Consider the following 16,125-nt stretch of genomic DNA (forward strand, 5'->3'; position numbering starts at 1 on the left):
GTTGTCCAATAGATCAGCACGGTTGTTCGACGCTGGGCCGCAAGGAGGCTTGACTGGGGGACATGACACTCAGAGGAACCGCGGCCGGAGTGCCGTACGTCGCCCTGCCGCCCACCGACCCGACCCCGGACTCGCCGCTGGTCGTGGCATGGCACCTGCTCGACCCGCCGCGCAGCGAGGCCGCCATGGCCGCCGCCCTGCCCCTGAACGGCCTCAACGCCTGGCGGGTGTATCTGGGCCTGCCGATGACCGGCGACCGGATGGTGCCCGGCGGCCCCGAGGAGCTGATGAAGCTCGTCATGGAGGACGCGGTGCTCAACCTGTTCGAGCCGCTGACCCGCCAGGCGGTCGCGGAGTTCCCGGCCGTGCTGGCCGAGCTGCGCTCGGTGCTGGCCGTACACGGCCCGCTCAGCCTGCTGGGCGGCTCGATCGGGTCGATGACGGCGCTGCGCCTGCTGACCGAGACGACCGTTGAAGTCGACCGGGTCGCGCTGGTCAGCCCTGCGGTCCAGTTGTCAGCACTGGTCGACGCGAACTCCCGGATGTTCGGCACGCCGTACGTGTGGACCGACGAGAGCCGTGCCGTGGCCGACCGGCTGGACTTCGTGGCCCGCGCCGGTGAGATCGAGCGGCCGCTGCTGATGGTGATCGGTGACGAGGACGGCCGGGACGGCTTCCGCGACCCCGCGGAGCGGCTGTGGGCGGCGCTGCCGGAAGGATCGTCGCTGGTCGCGATCCCTGGCATGGGACACGCCCTGGCCGAGGAACCCGGCGTCGAGGCGGCCCCGCAGACCGCGAACGCCGCGCGGGTCGACGCGATCGTCACCGACTGGCTGTCGCGTTAGGCGGACGGCGGGGCGGCGTCGGCCGCCCCGCCGTGCTCACGGTTTCGCCGCGGGCAGTGAGCGCTCCACCCATTGCAGCAGCGCGTCCGGCGGGACCGCGCCGAGCTGCCGGGCCACCACCTCGCCGCCGTTCAGCAGGAGCAGCAGCGGGATCGACTGGGCCTGGTAACGCGCCGCGGTCTGCGGCGAGTCGTCGACATTGACCTTGACGACCTTCAGCCTTCCCGCGTACGCCTGCGCCGCCTTCTCCACGCCCGGTGCGACCATCCGGCACGGGCCGCACCACGGCGCCCACAGGTCCAGCAGCACCGGCAGCGACGACGTGACCACGACGGCGTCGAAGTCGTGATCGGTGGCGTCGGTCAACCAGGGCAGCATGCCGCGGCAGCTGCCGCAGCGGGCGAGTCCCGTCGCGGCCGCCCGCAGCCGGTTGCGCTTGCCGCAGTGTGGGCAGGCGACCAGATCGGCCCGGGTGTCCTGCTGGGGTGCCTGTGCCATGGTCACGCTCCCGTTCCCGCGCCCGCCTCCGCCAGCTGCGGAGCCGGTGCCGCGTCGAAGGTTACCGCCAGTTCGCCGTCGCGTACCCCGACGTGGATCATGGCGTCCTCGCGCAGGTCACCGGCGATGATGGCGCGGCCGATGCGGGTCTCGACCTCGTGGGCGATGTAGCGGCGCAGCGGCCGCGCGCCGTACACCGGGTCGAAGCCGTGCTCGGCGATGAGCTTGCGGGCGTCCTCGGTGAGGTCCAGGGTGATCCGCCGCTCGCCGAGACGCCTACGCAGGTCCTCGAACTGCAGGTCGACGATCTTCTCGATCTGCGGCAGCGTCAGCCGGTGGAACAGCACGATGTCGTCGACACGGTTGAGGAATTCCGGCCGGAAGTGCGCGCGCAGCTCGCCGAGCACCTTCGCGCGGGCCTGCTCCGAGATGTCGGCATCGGACCCCTCCAGCAGGTACTCCGCGCCGATGTTGGACGTCATGATGATGACGGTGTTGCGGAAGTCGACGGTGCGGCCCTGCGCGTCGGTGATCCGGCCGTCGTCGAGCACCTGCAGCAGCGTGTTGAACACGTCGGCGTGCGCCTTCTCGATCTCGTCGAACAGCACCACCGAGTACGGCTTGCGCCGCACCGCCTCGGTGAGCTGCCCACCCTCCTCGTAGCCGACGTACCCGGGCGGCGCGCCGACCAGGCGGCTGACCGTGTGCCGTTCCTGGTACTCGCTCATGTCCAGGCGCACGATGTTGTCCTCGGAGTCGAACAGCGCCTCCGCGAGCGCCTTGGCCAGTTCGGTCTTGCCGACACCGGTCGGGCCCAGGAAGATGAACGACCCGATCGGGCGGCGCGGATCCTTGATGCCGGACCGGGCCCGGATGATCGCGTCGGCGACGACCTGCACGGCCTCGTCCTGGCCGATGACGCGTTCGTGCAGGATCTCGTCGAGGCGCAGCAGTTTCTGCCGCTCGCCCTCCTGCAGCCGCGACACCGGGATGCCCGTCCACGCCGACACGATCTCGGCGATCTCGTCCTCGGTGACGGTCTCGCGCAGCAGGCCGGGCTGTCCCTGCTGCCGGTCGGCGAGTTTCTGCTCCTCGGCCGCCAGCCGCCGTTCCAGGTCGGCGATCCGGCCGTAGCGCAGTTCGGCGGCCCGGTTCAGGTCGTACGCCCGCTCGGCCTCCTCGACCTCGTGCCGCAGCCGCTCCAGCTCCTCGCGTACGTCCTGGACCCGGCGGATGGCCTGGCGTTCGCTCTCCCACTGGGCGTGCTTGGCGTCGGCCTCGGCGCGCAGGTCGGCCAGCTCCCGGCGCAGCTGGTCCAGGCGGGCCAGGCTGGACGCGTCGGTCTCCTTGGCCAGCGCCGCCTCCTCGATCTCCAGCCGCATGACCCGCCGGGTGATCTCGTCGAGTTCGGCGGGCATCGAGTCGATCTCGGTACGCAGCCGCGCGCACGCCTCGTCCACCAGGTCGATCGCCTTGTCGGGCAGGAACCGGTCGGTGATGTACCGGTGCGACAGCGTCGCCGCGGCCACCAGCGCCGAATCCTGGATCTTCACGCCGTGGAACACCTCCAGGCGCTCGCGCAGCCCGCGCAGGATCGAGATGGTGTCCTCGACCGACGGCTCGTCGACGAACACCTGCTGGAAACGCCGCGCCAGCGCGGCGTCCTTCTCGATCTGCTTGCGGTACTCGTCGACGGTCGTCGCGCCGATCATGTGCAGCTCGCCGCGCGCCAGCATCGGCTTGAGCATGTTGCCCGCGTCCATCGCGCCCTCCGCGCCGCCGCCCGCCCCGACGACGGTGTGCAACTCGTCGACGAACAGCAGGATCCGGCCCTCGGCCGCGCGGACCTCGTTGAGCACGGCCTTGAGCCGCTCCTCGAACTCCCCGCGATACTTCGCCCCGGCGATCAGCGAACCCATGTCGAGGGCGAACACGGTCTTGTCGCGCAGCCCCTCGGGCACGTCACCGCGCACGATGCGCTGGGCCAGGCCCTCCACGATCGCGGTCTTGCCGACGCCCGGATCGCCGATCAGCACCGGGTTGTTCTTGGTCTTGCGGGACAGGATCTGGATGACCCGCCGGATCTCGGCGTCGCGGCCGATGACCGGGTCGAGCCGGTTCGCGCGCGCGTCGGCGACCAGGTCCTGGCCGTACTTCTCCAGCGCCTCGTAGGTCACCTCCGGCATCGCCGAGGTGACCCGCTGGTTGCCGCGGATCTGGGTCAGCGCCGCCAGGAACGCGTCGCGGGTGACGCCGTTCTCCTTGAGTCGCCGCCCGGCCGCCGACGCCGAACCCTCGTCGGCCAGCGCCAGCAGCAGGTGCTCGGTCGACACGTACTCGTCCTTGAGCCGCTTGGCCTCGCGCTCGGCGGTGTCGAGCACCCGCGACAGCCGCTGGGTGACGAACACCTGGCCCGGCTGCGCGCCCGGCCCGCTGACCTTGGGCCTGCGCTGCAGATCCTGTTCGACCTCGCCGCGCAGCCGTGCCGGATCGGCGCCGGTCTGGGCGATCAGCCGCGGCACGATCCCGTCGGGCTGGTCCAGCAGCGCCAGCAGCAGATGCTCGCCGTCCACCTCGGTATGGCCCATCCGCAGCGCGATCGTCTGCGCGTCATGCAGCGCCTCCTGCGACTTCTGCGTCAGCTTGTTCATGTCCACGGCGCTCGCTCCTTCGCAGTGCGGTCTGCAGCTCCTCGACGCGGTCAAGCAGGTCCATGACCAGGCCGATCGCGGTGTAGTTCAGGGGCAGGTCGGCGTGCAGCCGCTGCACCCGCGCCACCTGGTGCAGCTGGGTGGGGGAGAACCACAGGCCGCCGCCCGCGTCGCGGGTCGCCTCCAGCAGGCCCAGCGTCACGTACCGCTGCACCAGCACCGGGTGCAGGCGGGCCTCGCGGGCGAAGCGGTCCAGGCTCAGCCGGGACGGCACGGCCAGCGCGTACACCTTCATCTCGCGCTCCTCGGGTCGAACGTGGACGCCTTGGCGAGTTCCTCGTACAGTTCCCGCTCGCGGTCGCTCAGGCTGCCCGGCACCACGATGCGCACCTCGGCGTACAGATCGCCGTGCTCGCCGCGCCGGTGCGGCATGCCCTGCCCGCGCAGCCGCAGCCGCTTGCCGCTGGACGTGCCCGGCGGCACGGTGACCTTGGTCTGCCCGCCGGGGGTCGTCAGCTCGACGGTCGCGCCGAGCGCCGCCTCGGACGGGCTCACCGGCAGCGGCACGTGGATGTGGCGGCCGTCGAGCCGGTAGCGCTGGTGCGGTTCGAGCCGCACCACCAGGTACAGGTCGCCGGGCTGGGCGTTGCCGCGCCCCTGCCCGCCCTGCCCGGCCAGCCGGATGCGCTGCCCGTCGGTCACCCCGGCCGGGATGTTCACGTCGTAGCTGCGCGGCCCCTGCGCCCCGGACAGCGTGATGGTGCGCTTACCGCCCTGGTAGGCCTCCTCGACGGACAGCGGCAGCTCGGCCTCCTGGTCCGCGCCCGGGATCGGGCCCGCCGCGCGACCCCGGCCGCCACCGCGGAACATCCCGCCGAGCAGGTCCTCCAGGTCGACGTCGCCGCCCTCGTACGACCACGAGAACGGCTCGCCGCCGCCCCCGCCGCCGAACCCGCCGCCGCCGAACCCGCCCGGCGCGCCACGGCCGCGGAAACCGCCCGCGCCCGCCCCGGCCATCTCCTCGTACCCCTCGGGCACCTTGCGGAAGTCCTCACCGAAGCGGTCGTAGCGGGCGCGCTGCTTCGGGTCGTGCAGCACGTGGTACGCCTCGTTGATCTCCTTGAACCGGTCCTCGGCGTCTGGGCTCTTGTTGACGTCCGGGTGGAACTTGCGGGCCAGCTTGCGGAACGCCTGCTGGATCTCGTCGGTGGACGCGCCGCGTGAAACCCCGAGCACGTCGTAGAAGTCACGGGCCACGGCTCACCTCTGGGTGTTGCCGGCCACGACGACCGTGGCCGGGCGCAGTTGCCGGTCGACCTCGCCGTAGCCGGGACGGACCACCTGCAGCACCGTCCCGTCCGGCTCGCCGGTGTTCGGGACCACGCTGACCGCCTCGTGCCAGACCGGGTCGAACGGCACGCCGGTGTCCTCGCGGCGCGGGAAACCGAGCGTGGACAGCGTGTTCACGGCCTGGTCGCGGACCGCCCGCACGCCGTCGACGACCGCGGCCGGGTCGCTGTCGGCGTGCGTCAGGGCCAGGTCCAGGTTGTCGATCACGGGCAGGAACACCGCGGCGGTGCGGGCCCGTTCCTGCTCCCGTTCGGCGGACAGCTGGCGCTCGTACCGCTTGCGCATGTTGTCCAGGTCGGCCAGCGCCCGCCGCAACCGGCCCTCGAGCTCGGCCACCGTCGGCCCGGCCTCGACGTCCGGCGCCTCGGCGGACGGCTCCCCGGCGTGCCCGTCGTGCACCGCGGCCTCCTCGGCTTCCATCGCGACCGGCCCCGGCGCGTCCAGGCCGTGCCGGGGCACGTGCTCCCCGGCGGCTTCGGGTTCGGTGTCGGCCTGCGGGCCGGTGCCGCCGTGCGGGTGGTCTGCCATCGCGGCGCTCAGCTCGGGGAGAACTCGGCGTCGATGACGTCGTCGTCGCCCTGGCCCTGACCGGTGCGCGCGCCCGCGGTCGGACCGCCCTGCCCGCCCTGGCCCGCGTCGCCGCCGGGCGGCGGTGCGCTGGGCCGCGCCATCAGACCCTGCGCGACCTGCTGCAGGTCCCCGATCAGCGAGCGCAGCCGGTCGACCGGGGCGTCCTCCTTGATCGCCTGCCGGGCGTCGGTGACCAGCAGGTCCGCGCGGGCCTTCTCGTGCGCGGGCGCGGCCTCGCCCAGCTCACCGAGGCGCTGCTCGACCTGGTACGTCAGCGATTCCAGCTCGTTGCGGGTGTCGATGAGCTGCCGGGTGCGGGCGTCCTCGTCGCGGTGGGACTCGGCGTCGGAGACCATCCGGTCGACGTCGCCACGGTCCAGGTTGCCGCTGTCGGTGATAGTGACGGCCTGCTCGACACCGGTGTCCTTGTCCTTGGCCGACACGTTCAGGATGCCGTTGGCGTCGACGTCGAACGTGACGTCGATCTGCGGCACGCCGCGCGCGGCCGGGCGGATGTTCTCCAGCCGGAACTTGCCCAGCGTGCGGTTGTCCCCGGCGAGTTCACGCTCGCCCTGCAGGATGTGGATGTCGACGGCGGGCTGGTTGTCCTCGGCGGTGGAGAACGTCTCGGCCCGCCGCGCCGGGATCGTGGTGTTGCGCTCGATGACCTTCGTCATCCGGCCGCCCAGGGTCTCCAGGCCGAGCGACAGCGGGATGACGTCGAGCAGCAGCACGTCCGGGCCTTCGCCGGTGAGCACCCCGGCCTGGATCGCCGCACCGAGCGCCACGACCTCGTCGGGGTTGACGCTCATGTTCGGGTCCTTGCCGCCGGTCAGCTTGCGCACCAGCGCCTGCACCGCCGGGATGCGGGTCGACCCGCCGACGAGGATGACCTCGTCGAGGTCGTTGGCGGTCACCTGCGCGTCGGTCATCGCCTGCTCGACCGGGCCCAGGCAGCGCTGCACGAGGTCCTTGGTCAGGTCCTCGAACTTCGAGCGGGTGATCGTCGTGGTCAGGTGCTTCGGACCGGACGCGTCAGCCGTCACGAACGGCAGGCTGACCTGCGTCTGGGTGACCGAGGACAGCTCGACCTTGGCCTTCTCGGCGGCCTCGAACAGCCGCTGCAGCGCCTGCGGGTCGGTACGCAGGTCGATGCCGGTGTCGTTCTTGAACTCGTCGGCGAGGTGGTCGACCAGCCGCCGGTCGAAGTCGTCGCCGCCCAGGTGGGAGTCGCCCGCGGTGGCGCGCACCTCCACGACGCCGTCGCCGACGTCGAGGATGCTCACGTCGAACGTGCCGCCGCCGAGGTCGAACACGAGGACCGTCTCGTGGCCCTTCTTGTCCAGCCCGTACGCCAGCGCGGCCGCGGTCGGCTCGTTGATGATGCGCAGCACGTCGAGTCCGGCGATACGCCCGGCGTCCTTGGTCGCGGTGCGCTGCGCGTCGTTGAAGTACGCGGGCACCGTGATGACGGCCTGGGTGACCTTCTCGCCGAGGAACTTCGACGCGTCGTCGACGAGTTTGCGCAGCACCTGGGCGCTGATCTCCTCGGGGGAGTACATCTTTCCCTTGACGTCGAAGCGGACCAGCCCGTCCGGACCGGCCACCACGTCGAACGCGACGGCCTTGGCCTCCTGGCTGATCTCGTCGAAGTGCCGGCCGATGAACCGCTTCGCGGAATAGATGGTGCCCTTGGGGTTCAGGATCGCCTGTCTGCGGGCGAGCTGCCCGACCAGGCGCTCGCCCGCGTCGGTGAACGCGACCACGGAAGGCGTGGTACGCGCGCCCTCCGCGTTCTGGATCACCGTCGGCTGTCCGCCCTCGAACACCGCGATCACCGAGTTCGTGGTCCCCAGATCGATACCCACTGCCTTGGCCATGGCGCCGCTCCACATCCGCTGACTTCCGGCGCGTACGCATGATCATCGGCGCGGGCCGCCACCAGCGGACACACCTGACGCACGTCCGGTATTTGTACATAAATCGGACTCACATAATCTAGCCGAACACCGCGCCCGAGGTTGCCGTTACCCCACGACCCGCCCTCCGAACACGCGTACGACCATCGCCGGTGGCCCTGCAGTTTCGGGGAGACTGCAGAAGCCGACGCGATGATTCGTGCGGTTTCCCCGAGACTGCGCTTTGCCGGGTGGGCGTGCGTCGGATTCCCGATCGGATGACGTGCGCCGATGCGGCGGGGCTGGCACCGCTCCGCTCGGCCGGGCTGGTTACCATTCCGGCGTGCGTGACATCGCGGTGTTCAGCGGTAGTGCCCATCCCGAACTCGCGGCCGAGATCTGTGCCCACCTGGAAGTGCCGTTGCACCCGGTACGGGTGTCGCGTTTCGCCAACGACTGCCTTGAGGTGCAGCTCGGCGCGAACTGCCGCGACCGCGACGTGTACCTGGTGCAGCCGCTGGTCCCGCCGGTGCAGGAACACCTGGTCGAGCTGCTGCTGATGCTCGACGCGGCCCGTGGCGCCTCAGCGGGGCGGATCACCGTGGTGATGCCGCACTACGCGTACGCGCGTTCGGACAAGAAGGACGCCCCGCGCATCTCCATCGGCGGGCGGCTGGTCGCCGACCTGCTGCGCACCGCGGGGGCCGACCGGGTGCTGGCGATGACGCTGCACTCGCCGCAGATCCACGGGTTCTTCAGCATGCCCGTCGACCACCTGCACGCGCTGCGCGAGCTGGCCGGTTACTTCAAGCAGTACGACCTGGCCGACACCGTCGTCGTGTCGCCCGACCTCGGCAACGCCAAGGAGGCGGCCGCGTTCGCCCGGCTGCTGGGCACGCCCGTGGCAGCCGGGGCGAAGCAGCGTTACAGCGACGACCGGGTCCAGATCAGCGCGGTCATCGGCGACGTCGCCGACAAGCACGTCATCGTGCTCGACGACGAGATCGCCAAGGGCAGCACCGTCATCGAGCTGATGGAGCACCTGCGCGGCCTGAACGTACGCTCCATCCGCCTGGCCTGCACCCACGGCCTGTTCTCCGACAACGCCCTCAAGCGCCTCAGCGAGCAGGACGGCGTCCTGGAGATCGTCTGCACCAACACGGTCCCCATCGCGGCCGACAAGCACGTCCCCAAACTGAAGGTCCTCTCCGTCGCGCCCGCCCTGGCCGAGGCGATGCGCCGTATCCACAACGGCGAGTCGGTCAGCGCCCTGTTCGCCTGACCGGGCCGCCGCTCAGACGGGCAGCGACAGGACGTGCTGGAGCAGTGCGACCAGGACCGCCCGCGACGAGGTGCGGTCGCGGGCGTCGCACAGCAGCACCGGCGTGCCGGGATCCAGGTTCAGGGCGAGCTGCACGTCGGCCGTGGTGAAGCGGTCACTGCCCTCGAAGCAGTTCACGGCGACCACGAACGGGGTCTCGCGCTCCTCGAAGTAGTCGAGGCAGGCGAAGCTCTCCTTGAGGCGGCGGGTGTCGGCGAGCACGACCGCGCCGATCGCGCCCGAGGCGAGTTCGTCCCACAGGAACGAGAAGCGGTCCTGGCCGGGGGTGCCGAACAGGTACAGGACCAGGTCGCGGCTGATGGTGATACGCCCGAAGTCCATCGCGACCGTGGTGTGCGTCTTGGCCTCGACGCCGGACAGGTCGTCGACGCCGATGCCCGCGTCGGTGAGCATCTCCTCGGTGCGCAGTGGGCGGATCTCGCTGACCGCGCCGACCATCGTGGTCTTGCCGACACCGAAGTGCCCCGCGATGAGGATCTTGACGGCGGTGGGCAGCACGACCGGTGCCGCGTCAGAGCGTACGGAGTCCATGGATGACCGCCTCGAGTACGGGTCGGCTCGCCACACCGCGAGCCGGGGTAGGGGAACGGGTGACGATGAGCCGCTGCGCCAGCAGGTCGCCGAGCAGCACCATGACCGTGCCCGCGGGCAGGTCCAGTTCGGCGGCCAGTTCGGCGACCGAGACGGGCTCCTGGCTGTGCCGGATGATCTGGGCGGACTCCGGGTGGAGTCCGTCGTCGCGTTCGGGCGGCCGGGTGGCCAGCACGATCGAGATGAGGTCGAACGCGCCGCGTGCCGGGGTGGTCCGGCCGGACGTCATCGCGTACGGCCGCACCACCGGCACAGCGTCGGGCCACTGCTCCTGTGGCGCCTGCACCCGGTCAGCCCTGCGCCGCGGCGGGCTGGCGGACCGGTGTGGTGATGTACTGGCCCACCCGGACCACCAGCATCTCCATCTCGTACGCGGCGACGCCCACGTCGATGTCGCTGCCGCACACCACGGCCAGGCAGGCGCCGTTGCCGGCCGACGTGACGAACAGGTAACCCGTCCCGAACTCGATCATGGTGCGGCGCACCACGCTGTCGCCGAAGTGCCGGCCCGCGCCCCGGGCGAGGCTGCTCATCCCGGCTGCGGCCGCCGCCAGGTGCTCGGCGTCCGGCGTGGCCAGCCCCGCCGAGGCGGCGATGAGCAGCCCGTCGGTGGACAGGATGATGGCGTACCTGGCCTCCACGACCCGGTGGACCAGGTCGTCCACGAGCCACGCGAGGTCGACGGTCGCTGCGGTCTTCTCCATCACGATGAGTGTCCTTCCGGCTGTGCTGCGATCGGGGACTGTGCGGTCAGTGCGGTCTGCGCCCTGGCCTGCCGCGCGCCGTCGGCGTACGCCGCCAGGAAGCGGCTGACCTCCTGCGGCTCACGGCCGTTCGGGAACGCCGAGACGGCCTGCTGGTCGGCTTCGGCCAGGTCGCGCGGACGGGGCACGACGCGTTTGGGCCGCTTCTCGCGCCACGGCAGCCCGGCGGGCGTCATCGGGGTCTCGCCGCCGCCCGCCGGCTGCGGCGCGCCCGCCGCCGGGCCGGTGCCGGTCGGCTGCCCGGCGGGCAGGCGGGCCGGGTTGAGCGCGGCCGCCGCGGCGACCGTGGCCAGCAGCCGCTCGCGGGGGCGGTCGCCGACCTCCGGGGCGGTCCGGGCGATCAGCTCGGCCGGGATCACCACCGCGGCGGTCACGCCGTCGTGCGGCGAGCGCCGCAGCTGCACCACGAGCTGGTAGCGCTGCGCGAGCCGCCCGACCACGTAGAAGCCCAGCCGGGCCGCGCCCTCCAGGGGGAAGTCGGGCGGGTCGGCCAGCTGCAGGTTCGCGTCCTGCAGGTCCAGGTCGGTCATGCCCAGGCCGCGGTCGCCGATCTCGACCAGGTAGCCGCCGGGCACGGCGCGGCCGGTCACGTCGACCTCGGTGTGCGGCGGCGAGAACGACACCGCGTTCTCCATCAGCTCCGCCAGCAGGTGGATGACGTCACCAGCGGCGTGACCCGCGAGCGCGGCCGGCTCTGCGGCACGCAGCCGCACCCGCGGGTAGTCCTCGACCTCGGCCAGCGCGCCGCGCAGCACGTCCACCATCGGCACCGCGGCCCGGTAGGTGCGGCTGGCCGGTACACCGGACAGCACCACCAGGTTCTCCGCGTTGCGCCGCATCCGGGTCGCCAGGTGGTCGATCTGGAACAGTTTGGCCAGCTCCTCGTCGGTGGCGGCCTGCCGCTCCATGAGGTCGATCATCTTCAGCTGCCGGTGCACCAGCGTCTGGATGCGGTGCGCCAGGCTCAGGAACACATCGCGTACGCCGCGCCGCAGCTCCGCCTGGTCGACGGTCGCCTGGATGGCAGTCTGCTGCACCACGTCGAACGCCCGGCCGACCTGCCCGATGTCGTCGTCGCCGAACGCCAGCGGCGGCGCGGCCCGGCCGACGTCGACCTGCTCGCCGACCCGCAGCCGCTCCACGACCCGCGGCAGCCGTACGTGCGCCAGGTCCAGCGCGGCGGCCCGCAGCTGCGACAGCTGGGTCTGCAGCGAGCGCAGCGACCGGATGGTGAACCGGATCGACAGCACCACCGCGATGAGCCCGAGCCCGGCGGCCAGCACCAGCTGCACCACGATGCCGATCATCGCGGGACGGAACCGGACCACGGTCTGGTCGGCCAGGTCGAGCACCAGCGTGCGCAGCGCGTCGATGGCCCCGGTGACCGCGCCCCGCCACGACGCGGCGTCGAGCAGCGGGACCGCGCCCGGTGGCGCCCGCATCACCTGGTTCTCCAGCGACTGCAGCGCGGTCATCTGCGGGCTGCTCAGCAGCGCCAGGTACTGGCCCTTGTCGGGCTCCGGCAGCCGCTCGGCGACCTGCGTCGACAGGTACTTCTGCGCGCCGACCAGCTCGGTGAACGCGGCCCGGTCGGCGTCGGTGAACCGTCCCTCGCCGAGCACACCCGACAGCACCGCGTCCTCGCGGGAGATCATCTCCTGGGAGTGGGTGAGCAGCACCAGCGTCGAGGTGTGGAAGATGACGTCCGAGTCGTCCCAGGCGGTGTACGTGCCGTACACGTCGAAGCCGAGCTGGGCGAGATGGGTGAAGTAGGCGTTGGCGCGGACCCGGTCCAGGCCGCCGCGGTCCAGTTCCAGGCGTCGTCCGGGCAGCCCGTCGAGCGCGCCGAGCAGGTCGGCCAGCCGGGCGTCGCTGGCCTCGCTGGTCGACCACCGCGCCACCGTGCCCTCCAGCGCGCCGCGCAGGCTGCTCACCGCCTGGTCGGTGCCGGTGCGGGCGGCGTCGAGCGCGGCCCGGTCGGCGGCGACGCCGGACGCGGCGAACGTGACCGACTCGCGGCGCTCGGCCTGGATCGCCGCGATGAGCGATTCGGTCGGCTTGGCGACCTGCTGCTCCAGCGCGGCCAGCCAGACCAGGCTGAGCCCCTGGCCCACGGTGACGTACGCGGCGAACGCCCACAGCGCCACAAGCGAGGCGAGCACGGCGAAGATCTTGTTACGCAGGCCGGGGTTGCGGGGTGGTCGGGGGTCGGAATCGTGCATGGCACCCGCTCGGGAGAGGACGCTGTGGGGGTGGACGGCGGTGCTCGCGTCCCGCGGTGAACAGGGCGCGACAGGGGTTCACGTGAAGTCGCGACTCGTTGTAGCAACGCCGGTTACGCGCAGGTCGCACACCGCGTGCGACGGTCCGCAAGCTCAGCCGTGAGGCCGACTCGTGATCACCCGATCCGGCCACGGACACGGCCGGACGGCCGCCCCCGTGTCGCGGGGCGGCCGTCCGGTAATGCGTTCACCAGCCGGTTCTACCGGCTCCGTACGGGTAGAGCGGGTTGCCGTACGTGGTCGGCACCGGCTGCCCGGCGTCGATCCGCGCCCGGATCTCGTTACGCTGGGCCGCCGTAGCGCCCAGGTCGTACGGCAGGTCCCAGGCCTCGGTCGCGTCGGCGGGCACGTCGGTGCCGCCCGGCCGCAGCACGTCGGTCAGCGCCCGGGGCAGCTGCCACGGCAGCTTCCCGCTGGGCGCGTAGTCGCCGAACAGCAGCGACGCCAGCGCCGGGCCCATCTCCTCACCGCCGCGGTAGGTGACCACTGTCGCCCCGGCCAGCCCGTCCCACTCGGTGATGACGTACGGCCTCGGCATCACCAGCACGACCACGACCGGGATGTTCTGGTTGCGGAAGTTCTGGATGATCGCGAGCTGGTCGGCGGGCAGGTACGGCTGCTCCTTGACCCAGCTGGTGGCGTGGGTGTAGGAGCCCTCGCCGACGGCGACGACGGCCACCTTCGGCGTGGGACCGGTGTCGGCGTAGACGTTCACCCCGGCGGTCGCCGCCCTGGCCCGGATCGCGTCGATCATGTTCTTCGACCCGTACTCCTGATGGAAGTAGCTGGTCCAGATGCAGCACGCCAGCGCGTCGGCGGCACGCGGCCCGGCCACCACGATGTTGTCGCCCCGGTTGAGCCGCAGCGGCAGCACCCCGTTGTTCTTCAGCAGCGTCATCGCCTCCCGCGAGGCCTGGTTGGCCAGCGCCGTGTACGTCGGCTGATGCATCCGGTACGGCCCGTTGACCGGGTCGCCGTACGGCGCCTCGAACACGCCGAGCTGGAACTTCAGCCGCAGCACGCGCCGCACCGCGTCGTCGATCCGGGCCGCCGGGACCCCGGCGGTGAACGTGGCGATGGAGTAGCCGGGCGCACCGGGGTCCGCCCCGCCCATCACGTCCGAACCGGCCTTGGCCGCCCCGACCCAGGAGCCCGAGGGCAGCCAGTCGGTCGTGATCAGACCGGTGAACCCGAGGTTGTTGCGCAGGTACGCCAGGATCGGCGCGCTGTCCCCGGCTCCCGGGCCGCCCGGGTCGAGCAGCGAGCTGCCCGCGTACCCCGGCATGATGTTGACCGCACCGGCCTCCATCGCCGCCCGGAACGGGATCATGTGGTACTTGATCGTGACCGCGTCGTACACGATCAGCGCCTCACCGCCCGCGCCCTCACCCGGCCAGTGCTTGACCGTGGCCAGCACCGACGCCGGGTTCAGCTCCGGCCCGCCCTGCAGCCCGGCCACCAGGGCCCGCACCTGCGCGGCGGCGACGTCGGCGTTCTCGCCGTTGCCCTCCTGGATGCGCGGGTAGAGCACCTTCGTGCCGACCTCGGCCAGCGGCCCGAGCACCCCGCGGGTGCCGACCTCCAGCTGTTCGCGCCGCTGCATGTCGCCCAGCTTGTACGCCAGCGGATAGTCCCTGGTCGCGGCCAGTGCGCTCTGCGTCGGGTAGGTCGTCTTGTAGCCGTGGATGGTGTCGCCCGCCGACACGAACGGGATGCCCAGCCGCGTCGCCGCCGACGACGTCAGGAAGTTGTGCAGGTCCGGGCCTTCCGCCGGGCCGAAGTGCCAGCCCGACCGGTTGAAGGTCTGGGCGTTGTAGAACATCTGGTACGCCTTCTCCTCCAGCGTCATGCGCCCGAGGAGATCGTCGACCCGCGTCTCGACCGGCTGCCGCCAGTCCTCGTACGGCTCGATCGTGCCGTTCTTGTTCAGGTCCCGGCTGCCGTTGACGACGTTGACGCCGTCGGCGACGTTCTCCAGCACCGGCAGGTAGACGCTGAACCGGCGGATGTTCGACACCTGCAGGGTGCCGCCGGAGCCGTTGACCGCCACCACGTACCACTGGTAGGTCCACCGGTCCTGCAGGTCCCAGGTGGGGGTGTAGGTGGTGCCGGTCGGTTCGGCGACCTTGGTGTACAGGTCGATGAGTTTGCCCGGCTGGGTGAAGTCGTAGTCGGTGCGGCTGATGTTGATCCACACCTGGTAGCGGGCCGCGCCGCCGACCGCGTTCCAGCTCAGCGCCGGACGCCGGGTGGCGGTGACCATGGCCGCGTCGGCGGGGCCGGTCAGCGCGAACTGGCCGGTCGTGGCCGGGGGACGGGTCGGGCCGGACAGCATCGGCGGGGTGCTCGACGACGTGCTGACGGTGCCGAACACCTGCAGCTCCCACAGCGAGTAGCCGTAGCCGGTGGCCCGTGCGGTGCCGTACAGGCGCAGGTAGCGGCCGCTGCCGCTGATGTTGAGCGTTTCGGTGCCGCCGGGGCCGGTGGTCGTCGAATGGATCACGGTCCAGGTGGCCGCGTCGTTGGACGTCTCGATCCGGTAGCCGCGGGCGAACGCGGACTCCCAGTGGAGCACGACCTTCGAGATCGTCGCGGCCCCGCCGAAGTCGATCCGGATCCACTGCGGGTCGCTGAACTGGCTGGACCAGCGGGTCGTGGTGCGGCCGTCGAGAGCGGCGGCGGGGGCGTTGCCGCCCTCGTACGACGAGGCCTCGACCTTCTTGAACTCCGAGATCGGCGTGCCTCCCGGGTTCGGGTTCGGGCTCGGGCTGGCGCTCGGGCTCGGGCTGGGCTGGCCGCCGATGACGCCGAACACCTGGAACTCCCACAGCGAGTAGCCGTAGCCGTTCGCGCGGGCCGTGCCGTACATGCGCACGTAGCGGCCGCTGCCGGTCACGGCGAGGGTCTGCGTGCCGCCGGTGCCCGTGGTGGTCGTGTAGATGTTCGTCCAGGTGTTGCCGTCCGGCGAGGTCTGGATCTGGAAACCGGTCGCGTACGCCGCCTCCCAGACCAGCTTCACCTGGTCGATCGCCGCGGTCGCGCCGAGGTCGACGCGGATCCACTGCGGATCGCTGAACACGCTGGACCAGCGGGTGCCGGGGTCGCCGTCGACCGCGGCCGTGGCCGGTGTGCCCGCGCCCTCGGCGGACGAGGCGAGCACCGCCTTGCCCTGCGAGATCAGCGGACCGGCGGCCTGCGCGGGCACCCCGGCCAGGGACTGTGCGAGCAGTGCGAGCACGACGGCGACGGCCGCCGCCAGGCGCGCGCGGCTGCGCCACGGCAGCCGGAGGGAGGTTCTGAGCGACATGGGCTGCTCCTGATGGAGACGGGACGG

13 protein-coding genes are annotated in these 16,125 nt (G+C 71.7%); 2 read left to right on the forward strand and 11 right to left on the reverse strand.

Going from position 1 to position 16,125, the window contains the following annotated elements:
- Nucleotides 1–62: 62 nt before the first annotated feature.
- Entirely contained in the window at nucleotides 63–845 is a 783-nt protein-coding gene (locus tag HAV40_RS26290) for an alpha/beta hydrolase (protein ID WP_166385789.1), read from the forward strand.
- A gap of 36 nt (nucleotides 846–881) precedes the next feature.
- Here HAV40_RS26290 and trxA read toward each other — a convergent pair whose 3' ends face one another.
- The 6 genes from trxA to dnaK are packed head-to-tail and all read right to left on the reverse strand — an operon-like array spanning nucleotide 882 to nucleotide 7,794.
- Nucleotides 882–1,343, reverse strand: coding sequence for a thioredoxin (gene trxA, locus HAV40_RS26295; protein ID WP_166385791.1), 462 nt, complete (start codon nucleotides 1,341–1,343; stop codon nucleotides 882–884).
- A 2-nt stretch (nucleotides 1,344–1,345) separates the two neighbouring features.
- Complete coding sequence (gene clpB / locus HAV40_RS26300) at nucleotides 1,346–4,000, reverse strand: ATP-dependent chaperone ClpB (RefSeq protein WP_166385793.1); 2,655 nt, start codon at nucleotides 3,998–4,000, stop codon at nucleotides 1,346–1,348.
- Nucleotides 3,954–4,289 (reverse strand): chaperone modulator CbpM, encoded by a 336-nt coding sequence (locus HAV40_RS26305; protein WP_166385795.1) that lies wholly within the window; start codon nucleotides 4,287–4,289, stop codon nucleotides 3,954–3,956. The genes clpB and HAV40_RS26305 overlap by 47 nt, the downstream gene beginning before the upstream one ends.
- On the reverse strand, nucleotides 4,286–5,251 hold the full coding sequence (locus tag HAV40_RS26310; RefSeq protein ID WP_166385797.1) for a DnaJ C-terminal domain-containing protein: 966 nt from the start codon (nucleotides 5,249–5,251) through the stop codon (nucleotides 4,286–4,288). Before HAV40_RS26310 ends, HAV40_RS26305 begins: the two co-directional genes overlap by 4 nt.
- A 3-nt stretch (nucleotides 5,252–5,254) precedes the next feature.
- The gene (locus tag HAV40_RS26315; RefSeq protein ID WP_166385799.1) at nucleotides 5,255–5,872 is read right to left on the reverse strand and encodes a nucleotide exchange factor GrpE; all 618 of its coding nucleotides are present in this window, start codon (nucleotides 5,870–5,872) and stop codon (nucleotides 5,255–5,257) included.
- A gap of 8 nt (nucleotides 5,873–5,880) precedes the next feature.
- Nucleotides 5,881–7,794 (reverse strand): molecular chaperone DnaK, encoded by a 1,914-nt coding sequence (dnaK, locus tag HAV40_RS26320; RefSeq protein WP_166385801.1) that lies wholly within the window; start codon nucleotides 7,792–7,794, stop codon nucleotides 5,881–5,883.
- Between the two features lie 361 nt (nucleotides 7,795–8,155).
- Here dnaK and HAV40_RS26325 point away from each other — a divergent pair, with 361 nt between their 5' ends.
- Nucleotides 8,156–9,094: a ribose-phosphate diphosphokinase gene (locus HAV40_RS26325; protein WP_166385803.1), complete on the forward strand. Its 939-nt coding sequence runs from the start codon at nucleotides 8,156–8,158 to the stop codon at nucleotides 9,092–9,094.
- Between the two features lie 12 nt (nucleotides 9,095–9,106).
- Here the strand turns inward: HAV40_RS26325 and HAV40_RS26330 are convergent, their stop codons facing one another.
- From HAV40_RS26330 to HAV40_RS26350, 5 genes are all read right to left on the reverse strand, one after another.
- On the reverse strand, nucleotides 9,107–9,685 hold the full coding sequence (locus HAV40_RS26330; protein WP_166385805.1) for a GTP-binding protein: 579 nt from the start codon (nucleotides 9,683–9,685) through the stop codon (nucleotides 9,107–9,109).
- Complete coding sequence (locus HAV40_RS26335; RefSeq protein ID WP_239086941.1) at nucleotides 9,666–10,031, reverse strand: DUF742 domain-containing protein; 366 nt, start codon at nucleotides 10,029–10,031, stop codon at nucleotides 9,666–9,668. Before HAV40_RS26335 ends, HAV40_RS26330 begins: the two co-directional genes overlap by 20 nt.
- A 4-nt stretch (nucleotides 10,032–10,035) precedes the next feature.
- The gene (locus tag HAV40_RS26340) at nucleotides 10,036–10,449 is read right to left on the reverse strand and encodes a roadblock/LC7 domain-containing protein (protein ID WP_409365012.1); all 414 of its coding nucleotides are present in this window, start codon (nucleotides 10,447–10,449) and stop codon (nucleotides 10,036–10,038) included.
- Nucleotides 10,449–12,731 carry a sensor histidine kinase gene (locus HAV40_RS26345; RefSeq protein ID WP_166385809.1) on the reverse strand — a complete coding sequence of 761 codons (2,283 nt, stop codon included), beginning with the start codon at nucleotides 12,729–12,731 and terminating at the stop codon, nucleotides 10,449–10,451. The genes HAV40_RS26340 and HAV40_RS26345 overlap by 1 nt, the downstream gene beginning before the upstream one ends.
- A gap of 247 nt (nucleotides 12,732–12,978) precedes the next feature.
- Complete coding sequence (locus tag HAV40_RS26350) at nucleotides 12,979–16,098, reverse strand: discoidin domain-containing protein (RefSeq protein WP_166385811.1); 3,120 nt, start codon at nucleotides 16,096–16,098, stop codon at nucleotides 12,979–12,981.
- Nucleotides 16,099–16,125: the final 27 nt, after the last annotated feature.

Origin of the sequence: Catellatospora methionotrophica, from assembly GCF_011297335.1 — a bacterium.
Taxonomy (GTDB): domain Bacteria; phylum Actinomycetota; class Actinomycetes; order Mycobacteriales; family Micromonosporaceae; genus Catellatospora; species Catellatospora methionotrophica.

Excerpts from the sequence above, each read along its gene's own strand:
- HAV40_RS26340 (WP_409365012.1), bottom strand. The coding sequence starts at position 10,449 with ATGGAGAAGACCGCAGCGACCGTCGACCTCGCGTGGCTCGTGGACGAC.
- HAV40_RS26290 (WP_166385789.1), top strand. The coding sequence starts at position 63 with ATGACACTCAGAGGAACCGCGGCCGGAGTGCCGTACGTCGCCCTGCCG.
- trxA (WP_166385791.1), bottom strand. The coding sequence starts at position 1,343 with ATGGCACAGGCACCCCAGCAGGACACCCGGGCCGATCTGGTCGCCTGC.
- HAV40_RS26345 (WP_166385809.1), bottom strand. The coding sequence starts at position 12,731 with ATGCACGATTCCGACCCCCGACCACCCCGCAACCCCGGCCTGCGTAAC.
- dnaK (WP_166385801.1), bottom strand. The coding sequence starts at position 7,794 with ATGGCCAAGGCAGTGGGTATCGATCTGGGGACCACGAACTCGGTGATC.
- HAV40_RS26350 (WP_166385811.1), bottom strand. The coding sequence starts at position 16,098 with ATGTCGCTCAGAACCTCCCTCCGGCTGCCGTGGCGCAGCCGCGCGCGC.
- HAV40_RS26315 (WP_166385799.1), bottom strand. The coding sequence starts at position 5,872 with ATGGCAGACCACCCGCACGGCGGCACCGGCCCGCAGGCCGACACCGAA.
- HAV40_RS26330 (WP_166385805.1), bottom strand. The coding sequence starts at position 9,685 with ATGGACTCCGTACGCTCTGACGCGGCACCGGTCGTGCTGCCCACCGCC.
- HAV40_RS26305 (WP_166385795.1), bottom strand. The coding sequence starts at position 4,289 with ATGAAGGTGTACGCGCTGGCCGTGCCGTCCCGGCTGAGCCTGGACCGC.